Below are 18,348 nucleotides of genomic sequence, written 5' to 3' on the forward strand. Positions count from 1 at the left end.
ATCCGTCGAAGTTTGCGTCAATGGCGTGGGGCTATCGTATTTATTCATGAAGAAAGATAATTTCAGCGGTTTTGGAGCGCGTTATTTTTTGGGTGTTTTATTGCTAATTTGCGTCATCAGCGGCCCGAGCGCGCAGGCGCAAGAGGACGTGAACCCGCACAAAGTCTGGCGGCAATACGGCGGCGGGCCCGACCAATCCAAATACGTCGAGTTCACGCAAATCAATAAATCCAACGTCACGCAACTCGCCGTCGCGTGGTCGTTCGCCGCGGGCGATGGCGGTTACATGTGGAACCCCATCGTCGTGGATGATGTCATGTATGTGCTCGGCAAGGATGAATCGCTGGTGGCGCTCAACGCGGAAACGGGCGCGAAGCTTTGGACCCGCACGAATCTTTCCGGCATCCACCGCACCGGCATCAATTATTGGGAAAGCAAAGATCGCAAGGATCGGCGGCTGCTTTACAGCCGGCACGACCGCTTGGAAGCGATTGATGCCCGGACGGGCGAATTGATTTTAAGTTTCGGCGATCAAGGCTCGGTTTCGCTCAAGGAGGGATTGGGCCGCGATGTCGCAACCGTTTTTCGCGAGCAAGGCACGAGCCCGGGACAGGTTTTTGAGAACCTGCTCCTGCTCGGTTCGTCGCCGGGAGAAGAATATTTTTCCGCGCCTGGCCACGTGCGCGCTTACGACGTCGTGACTGGAAAATTGGCCTGGATTTTTCACACGATTCCGTGGCCGGGAGAATTCGGTTACGAAACGTGGCCGACGAATGCCTATATTTACGGCGGCGGTTGCAATGACTGGGGTGAAATCACCGTGGATGAAAAAAACGGCATCGCGTTCTTCCCTCTCGGCGCGCCGACTTATGATTATTACGGCGCTGACCGCACGGGCAATGATTTGTTCGGTGACTGCCTCATCGCGCTCGATGCCCGCACTGGCAAACGGCTGTGGCATTTTCAGGATGTGCACCATGATTTGTGGGACTACGATCTTTGCGCGGCACCGCAACTGATCACGGTGCAGCACGAAGGCAAAACCGTCGAAGCCGTCGCTATCGCTTGCAAGCAGGGCTTCCTGTTCGTGTTGGATCGCCACACTGGAAAACCTTTGTGGCCCGTGGAGGAACGCGCCGTTCCCGCGAGCAAGATGCCCGAGGAACATTCCTCACCCACGCAGCCAATTCCCACCGTCATCCCGCCCTTCACCCGGCAGAGTGTCTCGACGAACGACATCAATCCCTATTTCTCGCCAGAGAAAAAAGCCGAGTGGGTCAAGCGCATCGCCGCCGCGCACACCGGACTTTTTGAACCGCTTTCCGACCAATACGAAACCATCGCCATGCCCGGCGCGGTTGGCGGCGCGAACCGTGGGAATACCGCCGCGGATCCCGAGCACGGCATCGTTTATGTAATCACGCAGGACCTTCCATCCGTTTACAAACTCAAATCCGAGCCGCCCATCCCCAGCGACACCCCCGGCACCGCTTCGACCAATGTGGCTCCGACACCACCGCCATCCGAAAATCCAGCCACCGCCGCGCACACGGTTTACACGCAATCGTGTATGCCGTGTCATGGCGAGGACATGGCGGGACGCGGCGCGATTCCTTCCATCATTGGTGTCGGCAAACGCATCAGTTATAGAGATTTCGCCAATACACTCGGCGTCGGCAAGGGCGTGATGCCCGCATTTCCGCATCTGGATCAACGCACGCTCGCGGGACTTTATACTTTGATCGGCGGCGATGCGCGCGCCGCGCGGCGCGGGAGAAATCGTTTGTCGTGGGCGGAGCGTTACCCGGCGGGTGTGAAAGGCCCGGCGCATAATTACAGCACGGGTTACGGCATGGAATATCCCGATCTGCTGGGGCCGCCGTGGTCTTCGATGGTGGCGTATGATTTGAACCAGGGCGTGATCAAGTGGCGCCGTCCACTAGGCCAGGATCCAAAAATTCCCGTGATAGACGGCAAGGAAACCGGCCTCGCCATCGGTTCGCAACGCAAGGGGATGATCGTGACTTCGACCGGATTGATCTTCAGCACCTGCCTCGACGGCCACGTTTACGCCTACGACACAAGCAACGGAAATAAATTGTGGAGCACTCCATTGCCGCGCAACCCGGAAGGTTTGCCCGCGATGTATGAGGTGAACGGACGCGAATATCTGGTGATTTGTGACATGGGCAAAGTGATTGACGCGGACCAGGCCAGAACGATTGCGCCGGGCTACATCGTTTACGCGCTGCCAAAGTGAACGAAAAAATTTGCGCATTACAACCAGCTAAAAAATAGTTATGAAAAGAAGAGACTTCATTTTTAACACGACGCGGCTCGCGGTGGCGGCGTCGCTCGCGCCGGCGATTTTAACTCGCGCCTCCGCGCGCGAAGCGCAGGACAAGCTGAATCGCATCGCGATGGGCACTTTGATTTTCCGTTATCAGTTCAAGCAGACCAAGCCCAGGGAAATGCCCGTCATCAAAAATGAGCTGACCTTGCTCGATGTGCCTGAGTTTTACCGCGACAAATTCGGCATCCGCAAAATCGAATTCTGGAACGAGCATTTTGAATCGCTCGAACCGGATTACCTCGCGAAGTTAAAAGGAAAAATCAAGGCCGCGGGTTCGCAGTTGGTGGACGTGCAGATTGATCGCATCTCCTACGACCTCGCATCGGAAAATGAAGAAACGCGCTTGAAGAGCATCAAGGACGTGAAGCAATGGATGGATGCGGTGTCGTTTCTCGGTTCGGAGTGCATCCGCGTCAATCCCGGCCGGCCGCGCGGGTCGGTGGACAAAAGCATCGAGTCGCTGAAAGAGTTGAACGCCTACGCCAGAAATAAAAACCTGATCATCATCACCGCGAATCATTTCGGGCTCGAGATGGATCCCGATAAACATGTGCGCATCGCAAAAGAAGCGGGCGTTCACACCGAACCGGATTTTGGAAATTATCCACACGACGCCACGTTGCTCCCCAAGCTGGAAAAAATTGTTCCCTACGCGTTCATCGTCTCGGCCAAGGTGGATGAGTTCAACAGCAACATAGAACATATTTCCTACGACTTCGACAGTTGCGTGCGGCTGTGCGAAAAGCTCGGTTTCAGGGGCGATTACATGGTGGCGCAATGGAGCGCAAAATTTCAGGACATAGATTACGACAAAGTCGCCAACTGGGTCATCTCCCACATCAAAGAAAACATCAGCGCATAAATTTCATGAAAAAAACTATTTTGACGGCGGTGCTGCTGTCGGCAGTTCAAACTCTATGCGCACAGACGGCATCGAACGATTTCACCGGCACCGGCTTGACGTTCAAGCCGGATTACAGCTTTACGGGGTCGAGCCTGGATGGCTGGCACGTCCTGGGAAAAACCGAGTGGCATGCGGACAACGGCGAGTTGGTCGGCACGGCAAAAACCGGCAGCGGCGGCTTGCTGGTGCTGAATCATTCGTATCAGGACGTGGGTGAACACGTCTCATTCAAATGTGCGGACGGCGCGCAGGTCGGGCTCGTTTGCCGTTTGGAAAAAACCGACACGGGCTTCAAGGGCATTTTAGTTTCGATCAAGGACGGAGAAATTATTTCAGACGGGGCCACATTCGATGCTGACGGAAATTTGCTCGAGCGACAAGACTTGCGCGGCATCGGAAATTATCCGCTGGTGCGCGTGCCGCCGCCGGGCGCGACGAATTCGCCCGCGCGCGGCGAGGGCCGCAGAAACCGCGAACGGCGCGGGTCGGACGCCAAATCAGATTTGCCGCTCAAGCATCCCGACATGTCGTATCACTCAAATGAATGGAATCAGGTCGAGTTTTTCATGGATGCGAGCATCATCCGTTGCTTCCTGAATGACGGCGCGCCGGCGGCGATAGGTGCGATGGACGATTCACCCAGTCATTACGGGCCGTTGGCGTTGTATGTGGCGGGCGGCGAAGTGCGCTTCAAGGATTTCAAATGCAAAGACCTTTCGTTGCGCGAGACGCCGCTGGAGACGACCTCGCCGCGCTTCCGCGTGCAACGCATCAGCGACATGTATTATTCGTGGGGCGTCGGCGCGGGCGATTTCAATCACGATGGCGTGATGGACATCGTGGCCGGGCCTTATATTTATTACGGCCCGCAGTTCACCAGTTACCGCGAGATTTTTCCGGCGGTCGCATTCAATCCCTCGAAGGAATTCACCGATGTGAATTGCGAATACACTTTTGATTTCAATCACGATGGTTGGACGGATATTTTGACCGGGCCGCCGAACGCCATTCTCTATATGAATCCGAAAGGCGAATCGCGGCGCTGGGACAAATATTTGGTCGTGCCCTCCATCCAAAGCGAAATCACAGTGTTCAAGGACATTGACAGGTCGGGAATTCCCGCGCTGATTTTTTGCGCGAATGGCATGGTGCGTTATGCGAAGCCCGATCCCGCGAACCCTACGAAGCCGTGGGTGCAACACAATGTTTCCGAGGCGGGACTCGCGCTCGGGCACGGCCTGGGCGTGGGAGATATTAATGGCGACGGACGAATGGATATTCTCAACCCGAATGGCTGGTGGGAACAACCGGCGGATTTAAGCGCGCCGGGACCGTGGAAATTTCATCCGGTGGCGTTTGGGCGATACGCGCATCATGGCATTGTGGCTGGTGGCGCGGTGATGGGAGTTTACGATGTCAATGGTGACGGCCTGAACGATGTGGTCACGAGCTTGAACGCGCATGGTTTTGGGCTGGCGTGGTTCGAGCAAAAGCGCGACGCGAGCGGAAATATTTCCTTCGTGCGCCACATGATTTGCGATGATTACGAAGCGGAGAACGCGGGCGGCGTGACGTTCTCGGAAGCGCACGGCTCGACGTTTGCCGATATTGACGGCGATGGCATTCCTGATTTCATTGTCGGTAAACGCTACTGGTCGCACCTTGACGATTCTTTCGATCCCGATCCCTACGGCGACCCGGTGTTGTATTGCTATCGCACCGTGCGGAATCGTTACGCGCCGGGTGGGGCGGAGTTCGTGCCGGAGTTAATTCATAATCGCTCCGGCGCTGGCTCGGATATTCTCGCGGTGGATTTGAAGGGAGACGGCGCAATGGACGTCGTCACGTCAACCGACCGCGGGACATTTATTTTTTGGAACGAAGGGAAGAAAACAACAACGCAAAAGACCCAATCTCTCGATCGTTGAAAGTATCTTCCCTCAATTAGGTCATCGCCTAATTGTTGCGGCCATGGTTGCGGTTAGCCGCAACCATCGTTGTATGTTCAGCCTCATCCACACCTTCCTGGACGGTTTGTGATTCGACCTCATCATCGGTGGGCAGGAATTTTTTTGCCATCTTGCCGCGCGAAGTCGGCGGCGCACCCATGCCACTGGCCACGATGCCCGAATCATCCGCCGGCGCATCGGCCGAGTCGGAGCCGAGCAATTCTTTTTTCGCCTGTTCACGGTCAGACTCAATGACGTGATGGGAATCGCGGCCGGAAATGACCGCCAATTCACGGGCGCGTTTCTCGATCATTCCCATCGTGACCGGTGAACTGGTGATAGTGCCATGACCGTGCACACGCTCCGCCGCTTCCGGCACGCGCGAATCTTTTTCAATATTGGATCTTTTCATAAGTCAATCTTGAGCAGCGTGTGTGCCGGAAGAAACTCGTTGATGGAACGGGGTGGGCTTGTCGGCTGCGTGCATTTCGCGAATCCGCGAATGCAAATCGCGGCGGAATGTATTGTGTTTTAAATTTTTGTTGCGGTTAGGTTCGTGTTAGAATGCGCAGCAAGTTCTTATGGGCAACTCATTTCTTTACTGATTCGCTTGGCTAAAAAAACTTCCTCACACGTTCCGGCGGCGACGGCGTCAACAGCGTCGGCCTCGGGCCGGCGCCTCTTGCCGTGGCTGGTGGCCGTCGCGTTTTTCATGGAGTCGCTGGACACGACGATTCTGAACACCGCCGTGCCAGTGGTGTCCGCGGCGCTGAACGTGACCGTGTTAAGCATGAAAGCTGTGCTCGCAAGTTACACATTGAGCCTGGCGGTTTTTATTCCGATCAGCGGCTGGATGGCCGATCGGTTCGGGACGCGCCGGGTGTTTGCGGCGGCCATCGGTCTATTCACGCTGGCGTCAGCGTTGTGCGGTATTTCGGGCAATATTCATTTGATGGTGGCCTGCCGGGTCGTGCAAGGTTGCGGCGGCGCGATGATGGTTCCGGTGGGCCGGTTGACGCTCGTGCGGACATTTGCAAAATCGGAATTGGTCGGCGCGATGAGTTTCGTCGCGATTCCCGCGCTCGTGGGACCGATGCTTGGGCCGATCGCGGGCGGCCTCATCGTCGGCTATTTGCACTGGCGATTTATTTTCTTCGTGAATATTCCCATCGGAATCGTTGGCCTCGTCATGGTCTATCTGCACCTGCCGAATTATCGCGAGGCGAAAACCCATCCGCTGGACATCGTCGGATTAATTTTATTCGGCTCGGGAATCGCCCTGTTGTCGTACGTGCTCGAGATTTTTGGCGAGCATGAATTGAGCAATCGCGAAATCACTTCGCTGCTGGGAATTTCGCTGGCGTTGATCGCGGGGTATGGAGTCCACTCGACGCGCACGGAGTTTCCGCTGCTGCGGATGGCGCTGTTTCAAATCCGCACCTTTCGGACCGCCTGTGTGGGAAGTTTTTTCACGCGTCTCGGACTCGGTGGCGTGCCGTTCCTCCTCCCGCTGCTTTATCAAGTCGGGCTCGGTTACACGCCGGTGCAATCCGGCCTGTTGATCATGCCGCAAGCCATCGCGGCGATGAGCACGAAAATTTTCACCACGCGCGTGCTGACGCGCTTGGGTTATCGCGGCTTGCTCGTCTCGAACACCGTGATCCTCGGCGTGCTGTTGCTGCTCTTCGCCACGATTCATGTGGGAACGCCGGTGTGGACGATCGTGTTGCTGGCCTTTTGTTATGGCGCCTTCACGTCACTGCAATACACGTGCATGAATACGCTCGTCTATTCGGACATCACGGAACCGCAGACGAGCAATGCCAGTTCCATCGCGAGCACGGTGCAGCAAATGTCCATCAGCTTCGGCGTGGCAACGGCGGGTTTGGCGGCGGCATTGCTGGTCCCGCCGAGCCTGCACTCGGATCCGCCCGCGATGCTGCATGGAATTCATGTGACCTTCATTTTGCTGGGAGGATTCACGATCTTATCCACGATGGTCTTCAGCAAATTAAAACCGGGTGATGGCCAGAATGTGAGCCAGCATAGAGTTTTGCATACGGGCTAGCGCAAATGTTTTTTTCATCTGGTTTTCACATCAAGAACACCCCCACCCCCGCAACTGAGTTGCAGGAGAGGGAGAAGAATTAATTCGCGTGGGCGCAGAGCCGTTTGCCAGCAATATGTGATTGTTAGATGCGACCGGACACGCGCGAACCGCGCGGCATTTCCACCGCCGCAGTTCTTTCCGCTTGCCCATTTCGCCCGCCCGAGCGCTCGTAAAAATACTTATATAAATATTAAACGAAGTTCTTGCATATTTTATTTCCATTGCTAGATTTATTAATAATTATGAAATCCTTTGTGAAAGCCTGCGCGCTGATTGCCTGCACGGGTGGCTAGCAACGATTCCACATTTCCCGCCGGGATTCTTTATCAGCGAAAACCATTACGTTTAAAACTCAGAGTGACGTTCAAACCAGTCCGTTTAAATCCGAAAACTGCTTCCCGTATGAAAACCAACCTTCTCCCGTCAAAATTATTTGTCCCCTTGTTCCTGCTCGCGCTTGTTTCCTGGGCGTTGCCGGCGCGCGCGCAATCCGTGTGGAGTTCAGTCGCCGGTGTCAATACCGACACCAACTGGAGTGACGCCGCCAACTGGTCGCCGGTGGGTGTGCCGGGCGCGGCCACAAATGTGTTTTTCACCGATACCGCGGGCGTCAGCGGCACGGGCATCATCAACAGCGTCGTGGATGAGAACCTCACCATCCAGGCGTTGATCTTTCGCCAGACCAATACCGTGTTTCATAACCTGCTGATTTCGCCGGGCATCACTTTGACCATCTCGAATTCGGCGGCGGCCACGAACCTTTGGGCGGGCACCGAGGCGGCCGCGACCAGCCCGACAACCCTGATGTTGACCAATACTATTTCCGGCGCGGGCGGCACGCTGGCGATTACCAGCACGAATGTGGCTTCAGTCATTTCCGTGCGCCAGACCACGACCGCGGCGGCGGGCTCGCATCTTCAGGTGCTCGATATGTCCGGCCTGGATACCTTTAACGTCAGCATCGGCAATCTCTTCGTCGGCGTTTTCGGTGGCACTGCCGTCACACGGCCGCAAGGCCAACTGTTCCTCGCCAAAACCAATAACATAACGGTGCTGGCCGTCGGAACCAAGACCGCGCCGGCAATGGATATTGGCGACACGGGCGCCAGTCCCGACTCCAACAATTTGCTCGCTCTCGGCATCAGCAACAGCATTGCCGCCGACACCATCGAAATCGGCAATCAGCGTTCGAGCGCCACCTTGAAATTCAATCCCTCGTTCGTCGTCAGCAATACGCCGTCATTCCTCCTGCGCGGGCATTCCGGCACGCGCGTGACCACCTTTAACGTCGGCGACAATTCTTCCGCCACGGCCAACATCGGTTCGGTCACGGTGGGCACGGTGGATTTCAGCGGCGGCATCGTGGATGCGATGGTGGGTTCGATGATCCTGGGCGATGGCCAGCCCATCACCGGCACCGGCGCGGGAACCGCCACGGGCACATTCACCATGACGGGTGGCAAGTTCGATGTGAACACACTGGAACTTGGTTTTCAGAATAATACTGGCGTCACCGCGGTCAACACCGGCACGGCTAATATCAGCGGCGGCACGTTGTCGGTGAATACGAGTTTGCGCCTGGCATTTTTCGGCGGCTCGGGCGGCCTGACCAAGGGCACGTTGAACATCACCAACGGCACGGTGCAGGCCAACACCATCGTGGCGGGCGGCGGCACGAGCGCCATCAACATGGTTGGCGGCAAACTCATCGTCACGAACACCATCGGCACCGTGGCAGTGCCTTTGTCCACGCTGGTTGTTGTGAGCGGGGCGACTTTGCAATTCTCGGTGGGTAGCGGCACGGTGCCGGCTCAGGTTTCGAGCCTCATTACCGATGGCTCCGGTGTGATCAACGTGAGTTCGCTGCCCGCGATTGCGGCTTATCCGGCGGTGCTTCCGCTCATCGCGTATCAAGGTGGCAGCGGCGCAGGATTCAGTTTCACGGCTGGCAGCCTGCCGGGTACATTCACCGGTTACATCACGAACGACAACCTCAGCACGATCTCCGTGGTGATCACGAACGGGCCGAACCTCGCAAGCGTCGTCTGGGCGGGAAACGTCAACAATATTTGGGACACGAACACGCTGAACTGGAAAAGCGGCGCTTCACCCGCCAAATACCGCGACGCGGACGTGGTGACTTTTGACGACACGGCGTCCACCGCCAACGTCAATGTGTCGGCCATTTTCGCGCCCGAGGCGACTATTTTCAACAATAACTCGGACAACTATTCGTTCACCGGCTCGGGCAGTATCACGGGCATCACCGGTTTGATTTTGAACGGGACCGACTCGGTCACACTCGCGGAAACCGGCGGCGATAATTTCAGCGGCGGCATTCTGGTAAACAAGGGCTCGATCATTTTGGATGACGCGAGCGGCACAATTTCCGGTGGCTTGACCATCGCGGCGGGAGCGACCGCGCAGATTGGCAATGGCGATACGAACGGCACGCTTCCCTCCGGCTCGCTGGATAACGAAGGCACTTTGATCTTCGACCATTCAGACAATATCGTGGTCGGCGTGGGCATTCCCGGCGCGGGTTCATTGGTGCAGAACGGCTCCGGCACGTTGACCTTGGCTGCGGCAAATACCTTTTCCGGCAGCACGACCGTCAATGCCGGAACACTTGTTTTGTCGAACTCCGCCGCGCTCGCCAGCACGTCGCAAATCAATGTCACCGGCGGCACGCTGGATGTCTCGGGCGTGGCTGGAAAAGTGCAGTTGAACAATCTCAGCCTCACCGGCGCGGGATTGACGGTATCGGCCAGCGCTACTCAAACGAACCTGTTTGTGAACAGCCTCACACTCGGCGGCGCGAACAACACGATCAATATCGCGTTACTTCCTTCAGTGGCGAGTTATCCCGCCACGGTGACAGTGCTGCAAACGGCAGGCGGCATTCCCGGGTTTAATTTCCGGCTCGGCACGCTGCCCGCTGGTTCCGCTGGCAGCGTGGCGTTGAGCGATGACTCCACGGCCGTGTTGCTCACGCTGACGTCGGGCCCGATCAGTCTGCGTCCCAGTGTCACCTGGGTCGGCCTCGATTTTCTGAACAACGTCAGCACAAATTGGTCGGACCGTTTGAACTGGCAGTTGCCCGGTGAGCCGGTGGCCGGTGACAATGTTATTTTTAACAACAACGCGATCTCGATCAACGGGTCGGCGGTTTCAACCCCGGGCGGCGGCATCGCCAGCCTCATTAGCGCGTATCTCGACAACATCGTGGATGCCAATTTTTCCATCGCGTCGCTCACTTACACGAACGCCGGTGGATTGTTCCACAATACTTTCATCAACAGCGGCTCGAAGCTGACGGTCACGAATCATCTGATCGTGGGTGGATTCGACACGGGTTCAACCCTCACCCAAGTCGGCGTGTCCATCTCGGGAACCAACGCGACGCTTGACGTGGAAAACACGAACGGCACCGTGCAGGTTTGGCTGGGCTCCGGATCAGCGATTCTCCCGGCGGCGATGCTCGATCTGTCCGCGCTGGATACATTCACCGCGAACATCAGCCAACTCGGCGTGGGCGCATGCACGACGAATAACGCGGTCAATCGTCCCGGCGGCATTCTCTACCTGGCGCGCACGAACACGATCAACTGCACGATCCCGACCACTGCCGCCGAGACTGGTTCGACGACGGGCAACCTGGGGTTGATCGTCGGCGATTGCAATCAGAACAACGGCTCGACCTCGACCCTTTTCCTGGGCCAGGTCAATTCGATTTCCGCGGACGCTGTGGCCATCGCGCGCCAAAAAACCACCGCGAGTATGAGTTTCAATCCTGCGCTGGTGAACATTGCGCCGTATCCGACGGTGACGTTCAAGGGCTTCACCACGGGCATCGTTTCCAACTTTGACGTGGGTGACGGCGTCGGCAATACCGGAACGACCGCAGGCACGGGCACGGTGGATTTGACCGGCGGCATCGTGACCGCCACGGTGGACATGCTGAATGTCGGCCGCGCTTCCGCTGGCACCAATGGCTCTGGAACGACGACGGGCGTGATGGGATTTGACGCCGGCACAATCACCGCCAACACGGTAAATATCGGCATCCAGCCTGTCACTGGCTCCAAGGCGGGCGTGGGCACGATGAACGTCAATAGCAACAGCACCATTGGCGAAGCGGCCACGCTGGTGGTGAATGGCGATTTGAATATCGGCGTCAGTGCTGGCGGCGCCAGTGCGGCTTCCACGGGCGGCACGTTGAACATCAATGGCGGCACGGTTCAAACCGCGAACATCATCGTGGGGACGAACACTTCGCCAAGCATCATCAACCTGACTTCCGGCACGCTGGCGATCACCGGAACCGCAGGTTCGCCCGATGCGCCGATCACGACGTTGAACCTTTCCGGCAACCTGCAACTCAACGTCAATGGCGGGGCGAATGTCACCAACATCGTGGCCACGAGCGTGAACGCCGGTGGCGCCATTTCGCTGCAGATCAATTCGCTCTTCAATGTGACCGCGGGTGTCGTTTATCCGCTCATCAGCTACCCGGTCGGCAGCAGCGACCCGTTCTCCAGCTTGAGCCTCACCTTGCCTTCGGGCTATGTCGGCGTGCTGGTGGACAACAGCGCCACAGGCATCGTCGGTTTGCAGTTGAGCACGGTGCCGGTGGTTCACGCGGCGCGTCTGACCAGTATCAGCCTGAGTGGAACGACGTTGAACATCACGGGAACCGGCGGTTCGGCCAATGGGCAGTTTGTTCTGCTGGGCTCGACTAATATCACCACGCCGTTGAATCAGTGGACGCCCATCCTGACCAACAGCTTCGATGGCAGCGGCAATTTGAACCTGTCCACGAACATCGTTAATCCTGCGGTACCGGTAGAGTTCTATATCCTGTTGCAATAAGTTGTGCGATTGGCCGCCGGCTGTGTTTGGCATCCGGCGGCCAAATCTTTTATCAGCCGGAAGTCGTATCATGAAACGAAATTTGCGGTCGCGCGCCTTCACGTTGATTGAGCTTCTGGTAGTCATCGCGATCATCGCCATCCTCGCGGGTTTGCTCTTGCCCGCACTGGCGAGCGCCAAGGAAAAAGCCAAGCGCCTGCAATGCCTGAACAATTTGAAGCAGGTGGGCATCGGCGTGAACGTGTATGCCAGCGACAGCGACGACCGCCTTTTTTCGCCGCGACCTGTTAATAGCACGCCGGCCAAATATAATCTGCACGCGCTGAATGACGATACCGCGACTGAATCAAAGTCCGTCAATCTCGACCCGACACAAACGAACAGTTCGTCTATTTGGGTTTGCCCGGAACTTAATCACGGACTCGCGAGTTATAATAACACCACCACGCCGCCGCAGTGGCAGATCGGTTATCAATATCTGGGTGGAGTTAGTAACTGGTTCAATTTGCAAGGGAGTTTTGCGGCGTTAAGTCCGCTGCGGCTCGGCACCGCTTCGCCTTCGTGGGTGGTTGCGGCGGAAGACATCATGTATAACGGCTCGAGTTGGTCCGCGAATCATAAGCGCGCGGGCGCCGCGTATCCCGACGGCGGCAATCACCTGCTGGTGGATGGCTCGGTGTCCTGGATCAAGATCGAGAGACTTTATCAGGTCACGACTTACGACACCTCCGATCATCTCTGGTATTTTTACCAGGCCGACCTCTCGACGATCCCCGCCACGCAACTCGCGCTCCTCAAGTGGAAGCCGGCGCCTCCGTGACGACCACTGAAGCTGGCAAAGGCTGGTCGAGTTAGGTGTTTTCGAGTCAATACAGTTACTCGCAGTTGAAGCGGTTTGACAGCCGCAGATGATTACTCCAATCTGGCCGCAGTGAATCCTCTGACCTTGTCTCTGTTATGCCTGGTTGGATTGTGGCTGGCGCCGAGTTCCGGTTTTGCCACGGAACCTGAAGCCCTTCCTCAACCGGATTCACGCACATCTCAGAATCTCCTTGGTTGGACGGTGCGGGTGGACGACCGGCTGTTGCAGTCCACGAATCAGGAACTGGGGCGGCGCGCCTTGCAAATGCTGGAAGCCAAGTTGAGTGACATCGAATATGTCGTGGCAGTGGATCGGCTCGAAAAACTCAAGCGGGTGGCCATCGTCCTGGACTTGAGTTGCGGACAGCTCCGGTTGATGCAATATCACGTCAGCGCTGACTGGCTGGCGGAGCACGGTTATGCCAGGGAGTTGGCCAAATGCGTTCACATTCCGCGAGCCGCGGATTTTGCCACGGCCCGGCAAGTGAACGAACAACCCTGGGTCGTCTTGCATGAACTGGCCCATGCGTATCAGGATCAAGTGCTCGGCCCCGATGCCCGCATCGTGGACGCTTACGAAAAATTCAAACAAAGCGGCAGCGGTGAAAATGTCCTGCTCTACAATGGCTCGCATGCCCGGCACTATGCCTTGACCGATTATAAAGAGTTTTTCGCCGAGTTCACTGAAAGCTATTTTGGCCTCAATGATTATTTTCCGTTCAATCGCGCGGAACTCAAGATCGCGGAACCGGAAATTTATGCCTTAATGGCCAATATCTGGGGGCCGATTCAAACCGGAATTCCGATGCCGGCTGGCCCCAGCCGTTGAGAGCCGGTGGTTTGTTTCGCTCTCGCCGTATCAAGACAACACTGGTGTAAAAGTAAAAAACAATAATGTCGAATTGAACATTTTATGACTTCAAAACCACTGTCTCATAAATCGAACCGCATGCTGGTTAACTCACTGATGACCGCGTTGTCCTGCCTGCTTTTGCCAGTCGCGATCGCTTCGGGTGAAACCAAAATCACCATGGATCGCAATAGCAATGACGAGGCGGGCCCGGCATTTAAGTTTCAGCATGTCCCGCCGCCATCGAAAAACGACTCGGGCACGGGCGCCAAGTTCACGGTCATTGACGGCGACGGCGATGCGGCGGGCGGCGACCTCAGCCGATTGAATGACGGTGCGCTGCCGAAGGAGGAAGATTCGCCGGGGGACAATTTCTTTTTTGCGGCTGGCACCGACGGCGGCCGGGTGCTGGTGGATTTGAATCACGCCATCGAAATCAAGCAGGTGAACACGTATTCGTGGCATCCGTCGGATCGCGGGCCGCAGGTTTATGAACTTTATGCCAGCGACGGCTCATCGGCGGATTTCAACGCGCATCCCGGCAATGGCAAAGACCCCGCCACTTGCGGTTGGGAACTCAAAGGAAAAGTGGATACGCGTAAACTTTCAGATAATGCCGGTGGCCAATACGGCGTCAGCGTTTCCGATTCCAGCGGCACACTTGGTAAATACCGGTATCTGCTCTTCGTGATCCACGAAACGGAAAACAACGACACCTTCGGCAACACGTTCTATAGCGAAGTGGATATTGTCGGCAAAGACGACCCCGCGCCGGTCGCCAGCGGACCGCACGACGATTCTTTGAACTCCATCACGGTCATGTCCACCGATGGCAAGTGCAAGATCACCATCCAGACCAGCGACGACCAGGCATTGCGAGACTGGGCGAAGGATAAGCTCGCGCCGGCGATGGCCGAGTGGTATCCGAAATTGGTAGCCATGCTGCCCAGCCCCGACTTCAAACCGGCCACGAACATTAGCGTGGTCATCAAGCCTGGTCGCGGCGTCGCGGAAACGGGCGGACGCCGGATCAGCGCGAACGCCACGTGGCTCAAGGGCGAAATCAATCGCCAGGCGACTGGCTCCCTCATCCACGAAGAAGTCCACGTCATCCAGGCTTATGGCGGCGCGCGCCGGAACAATCCCAACGCCACGCGCAACCCCGGCTGGCTGGTGGAAGGCATCGCGGATTACATCCGCTTTTACCGTTTTGAACCGGAGATGCACGGCGCGGACATCCGCGAACGGGCCATCGCCAACGCCCACTACGACGGCAGTTATCGTGTGACCGCCAACTTCCTAAATTGGACTTCGGAGAAATACGACAAAGACCTGGTCGTCAAACTAAACGCCGCCATGCGCGAGGGCAATTACTCGAAAGAAATTTGGAAGACGAGCACTGGAAAAACTTTGGAGGAATTGGGCGACGAGTGGAAGGCGGATTTGCAAAAGAATGTGAAGCCGAAGCAGGCAAGTTAATGATTTCGCGCGGGAGAAAAAGTTGTCGCCACAGCGCGGCTTCTGGTCACGGCCAGTAGAACGCCCGCGAGAATGAGCGTCATGCCAAGGGCACTCCAACCGGAGGGGCGCTCATGCCGCACCAGAAAGCCGAGCAGCAGCGCGATTGCAGGCGTGAAGATGGCGATGAAACTCAGGCTGGTTGCGCTCCACGTTTTGAGCAGCCAGAAGTAAATGAGAAACGTGACCACGCTTCCGGCAATGGCCAGATAAAAAATCGCGCCCCACGTTGCTCCCGCCGCCGGCAGCCGATAGCCATCGCCAATCGCCAGGCTGGTCGCCGCGAGGAGCACAGCACCGATGAGCATCGCGGGAGCATTCAACGCGGCGGGGTGAAGCGCATGGCCGTGCCTTTTGCTGGCCAGTGAGGCGAGCGTGGCGAAGACGGCGGCAACCAGCAACGCGAGCAAATGAATTGCCAGCGACGAATCGAGATGCAGACTGTCGCCGAATAACGCGGCGACGCCGAGCGTGGCCAGACAGGTTCCGGCGAGTTTGCGGGCCGTGAGACGCTCGGCTGGGAGATAAAGATGCGCACCAATCGCCGTGAGGATTGGCAACACGGAAAAGACCACAGCCGTGACGCCAGAATCTAAGGATTCTTCACCCCAATAGATCAACCCGTAATCAATCGTGAACAGCGTTGCCGCGACCCAAAAAACGAGCAGCCATTCCTTGCCTCGCGGCCAGCGCGCGCCGAGGAGCGGAACGAGAAATGCCATGATAGAGCCGGCGATGAAAAAGCGTACGGAAGCGGCGTTGAATGGGCCGAGATTGCCATAGCCTTCTTTGATAACCAGCCACGTCGAGCCCCAAATGGCGCAGAGGAGGATAAACGAGGCGGGGGCTTTTATGGATGACATGAGTATTGAATCCGCTTTTGCGTTTCGGGATCAAGCTTTCCACATCTGAAGTTATTTGTCGTGCAATCTTACGCTTCCATCCCAGCCGTCGCCTATGTCCAGGCGGACGGTGGCGATCTCCTTCAAATAAAATTGCGCCGGGCCGTCCTTGCCGTCGCGCAGGGCAATCACCTCGCGCATCAATCTCTCGGCGTTGTCGAAATCACGCCGGATAAAACATTCCAGTCCCTGGTCAAATCGCGCGAGCCATTCGGGAACTTCCGTGGTTGAGCCCGGGCCGAGCACTTCATAAATTTTCACGGCGATTTTTTTTCCCGAGACGATGAATCGCCCAACGCAGCGCAACCGCATTTTTTCACTCAGTTGCAAACGGGTGGATTCGGAAATCAGGATGTCAGTCCCAAGATATTTATTTAAACCTTCAAGGCGCGAGGCAAAGTTGGTGGTGTCTCCGATCAGCGTGTAATCAAATCGGAAATCCGATCCAAGATTGCCGGCCAGCACTTTGCCGGTGTTGATTCCGATGCGTGTGCGGAGCTGCCGCCCTTCGACGCGTTCCTTTCCCGCCTGGTTCATGCCCCACGCCGCGATCACGGCGCGTTCCGCGTGGCGCTCATCAGCCATCGGCGCGCCCCAAACGGCCATGACGGCATCGCCGATATATTTGATGATCGTCCCTTGCTCGTGGAGAATAACGCGGGTGGTTTGATTAAAATAAGTGGTCAGTATTTTTGAAACTTCCTGCGGCGCAAGTGATTCGGACATTTTGGTGAAGCCTTCGAGATCTGTGAACATCACCGTGGCCTCCACTTCGGTGCCGCCCAATGAAAGATCAAACTGGCTGTTCGCGATGCGTTCGGCCATGTATGGCGAAAGGTAAAGACCAAAGGCCTGGCGCAACATCCGTCTCCGCCGAAACTCAGTCACATATTGATAACCCACCGACCAGACGAGAGCGACCGGGGTTTGCACCATCAGCACGCCCCAATCCCACCAAAGATGAACCTTGAGTTGCATCCACACCGCGGTTGCACCCACGATTCCCATCCCGGCGAACGCGAGCAAGGCCGCGTTCCACGGACGCCGTCCGCTCAGGCCAAAGGCGCAGATAAAACCCCACGCGATAATCAACGCGGCTTGCGCTCGCGGATTCAATTGTTCCAGCCAGTCGCCGTTGATTAAGTTGAGCAAAGTTTGCGCCTGCACCTCTGCGCCATAAGACGGCCGTTTGCGCGCGCCGGGCACGCCCGCGCCAAATCGCGAATACGGATTGGCAAATTCGTCTTGTGCCGCGCCGGCCAAAGCCACATCCGAGCCGCTGCCCACCACAATGATCTTGTCGCGAAAAAATCCCTGCGGAAGGCCGTTCGTTTCCAAAACTTGATTGAGAGCCACGCCTTTGAAGGAACCGGGTGGCCCATAGTAATTGACCCACCGCTCGCGAAAGCGCGCATTCGGATCATGCGTCGCCGGCGCGCCGAGCAGGCTGGCGGCGGCCCAGGCGGCGCTGGGTTGTTCCGCCGTGCCCATAAAAATACGGCGCACGACATGATCCGGCACATCGTCCACGTTACATAATCCCGTGACTACGGAGGCTGAAATCGTGGCGGCCACGGGCGTGACTTCATCCACGGCGATATTCAGTTGATCGGACATGGAAGAGCGCGTGACCACGACGACGCGGCCGAAGGAACGCGCGGCATTGCTGAATTCCCGGTCCACGACCGGATCGGGATTTGCTTCATCGAAACTGATAAAATCAAAAAAAACCAACCGCGCGCCGTCGCGATGAAGCCGGTCAATCAGTTGGGTGTAGTAACGCCGGTTCAGTGGCACATCTTCCGGTTCACCCAAGTCGCGTTTGACGCCCGCGTTGACATAGACCATGACGACTTTCGCATCGCCGCCGGATTGGAACAAAAAGGGGAAATCATAACTAAGCCGTGCGAGGCCATCGCCAAGCGGCAGCAACAGAAAAAGACCGAGTCCGCTGGTCAGTAACGCGCCGAGCAGGTATGCATAAAAACGCTTTTTAGATTTATGGTCGGCGGCCATGTTGGGCAAGCCA

The 18,348-nt window shown here is 56.9% G+C and carries 11 protein-coding genes; 8 read left to right on the forward strand and 3 right to left on the reverse strand.

Annotated features, from left to right (window positions below):
* The first annotated feature begins 46 nt into the window (after window positions 1–46).
* The 3 genes from VH413_04835 to VH413_04845 are packed head-to-tail and all read left to right on the forward strand — an operon-like array spanning window position 47 to window position 5,185.
* Entirely contained in the window at window positions 47–2,260 is a 2,214-nt protein-coding gene (locus VH413_04835) for a PQQ-binding-like beta-propeller repeat protein (protein ID HEX3798007.1), read from the forward strand.
* A 40-nt stretch (window positions 2,261–2,300) separates the two neighbouring features.
* Window positions 2,301–3,215 carry a TIM barrel protein gene (locus tag VH413_04840; protein HEX3798008.1) on the forward strand — a complete coding sequence of 305 codons (915 nt, stop codon included), beginning with the start codon at window positions 2,301–2,303 and terminating at the stop codon, window positions 3,213–3,215.
* Between the two features lie 5 nt (window positions 3,216–3,220).
* Window positions 3,221–5,185, forward strand: a complete 1,965-nt coding sequence (locus VH413_04845) for a family 16 glycoside hydrolase (GenBank protein ID HEX3798009.1) — start codon at window positions 3,221–3,223, stop codon at window positions 5,183–5,185.
* 28 nt (window positions 5,186–5,213) lie between these two features.
* Here VH413_04845 and VH413_04850 read toward each other — a convergent pair whose 3' ends face one another.
* Window positions 5,214–5,618: a hypothetical protein gene (locus tag VH413_04850; GenBank protein ID HEX3798010.1), complete on the reverse strand. Its 405-nt coding sequence runs from the start codon at window positions 5,616–5,618 to the stop codon at window positions 5,214–5,216.
* 198 nt (window positions 5,619–5,816) lie between these two features.
* Between VH413_04850 and VH413_04855 the strand changes: the two genes are divergently transcribed.
* From VH413_04855 to VH413_04875, 5 genes are all read left to right on the forward strand, one after another.
* Window positions 5,817–7,274, forward strand: a complete 1,458-nt coding sequence (locus VH413_04855) for a DHA2 family efflux MFS transporter permease subunit (protein ID HEX3798011.1) — start codon at window positions 5,817–5,819, stop codon at window positions 7,272–7,274.
* Between the two features lie 444 nt (window positions 7,275–7,718).
* Window positions 7,719–12,188 carry an autotransporter-associated beta strand repeat-containing protein gene (locus VH413_04860; protein HEX3798012.1) on the forward strand — a complete coding sequence of 1,490 codons (4,470 nt, stop codon included), beginning with the start codon at window positions 7,719–7,721 and terminating at the stop codon, window positions 12,186–12,188.
* A gap of 70 nt (window positions 12,189–12,258) precedes the next feature.
* Window positions 12,259–13,008 carry a prepilin-type N-terminal cleavage/methylation domain-containing protein gene (locus tag VH413_04865; GenBank protein HEX3798013.1) on the forward strand — a complete coding sequence of 250 codons (750 nt, stop codon included), beginning with the start codon at window positions 12,259–12,261 and terminating at the stop codon, window positions 13,006–13,008.
* Between the two features lie 111 nt (window positions 13,009–13,119).
* Window positions 13,120–13,878 carry a metallopeptidase gene (locus VH413_04870; GenBank protein ID HEX3798014.1) on the forward strand — a complete coding sequence of 253 codons (759 nt, stop codon included), beginning with the start codon at window positions 13,120–13,122 and terminating at the stop codon, window positions 13,876–13,878.
* A gap of 84 nt (window positions 13,879–13,962) precedes the next feature.
* Complete coding sequence (locus VH413_04875) at window positions 13,963–15,378, forward strand: basic secretory protein-like protein (protein HEX3798015.1); 1,416 nt, start codon at window positions 13,963–13,965, stop codon at window positions 15,376–15,378.
* Here the strand turns inward: VH413_04875 and VH413_04880 are convergent.
* Both VH413_04880 and VH413_04885 read right to left on the reverse strand, forming a co-directional pair.
* Window positions 15,375–16,280 carry an EamA family transporter gene (locus VH413_04880; protein HEX3798016.1) on the reverse strand — a complete coding sequence of 302 codons (906 nt, stop codon included), beginning with the start codon at window positions 16,278–16,280 and terminating at the stop codon, window positions 15,375–15,377. The two genes, VH413_04875 and VH413_04880, sit on opposite strands and share 4 nt — an antisense overlap.
* A gap of 51 nt (window positions 16,281–16,331) precedes the next feature.
* Complete coding sequence (locus VH413_04885) at window positions 16,332–18,335, reverse strand: adenylate/guanylate cyclase domain-containing protein (protein HEX3798017.1); 2,004 nt, start codon at window positions 18,333–18,335, stop codon at window positions 16,332–16,334.
* Between the last annotated feature and the right edge of the window lie 13 nt (window positions 18,336–18,348).

This window comes from Verrucomicrobiia bacterium (genome assembly GCA_036268055.1).
In the GTDB taxonomy this organism is placed as follows: domain Bacteria; phylum Verrucomicrobiota; class Verrucomicrobiia; order Limisphaerales; family Pedosphaeraceae; genus DATAUW01.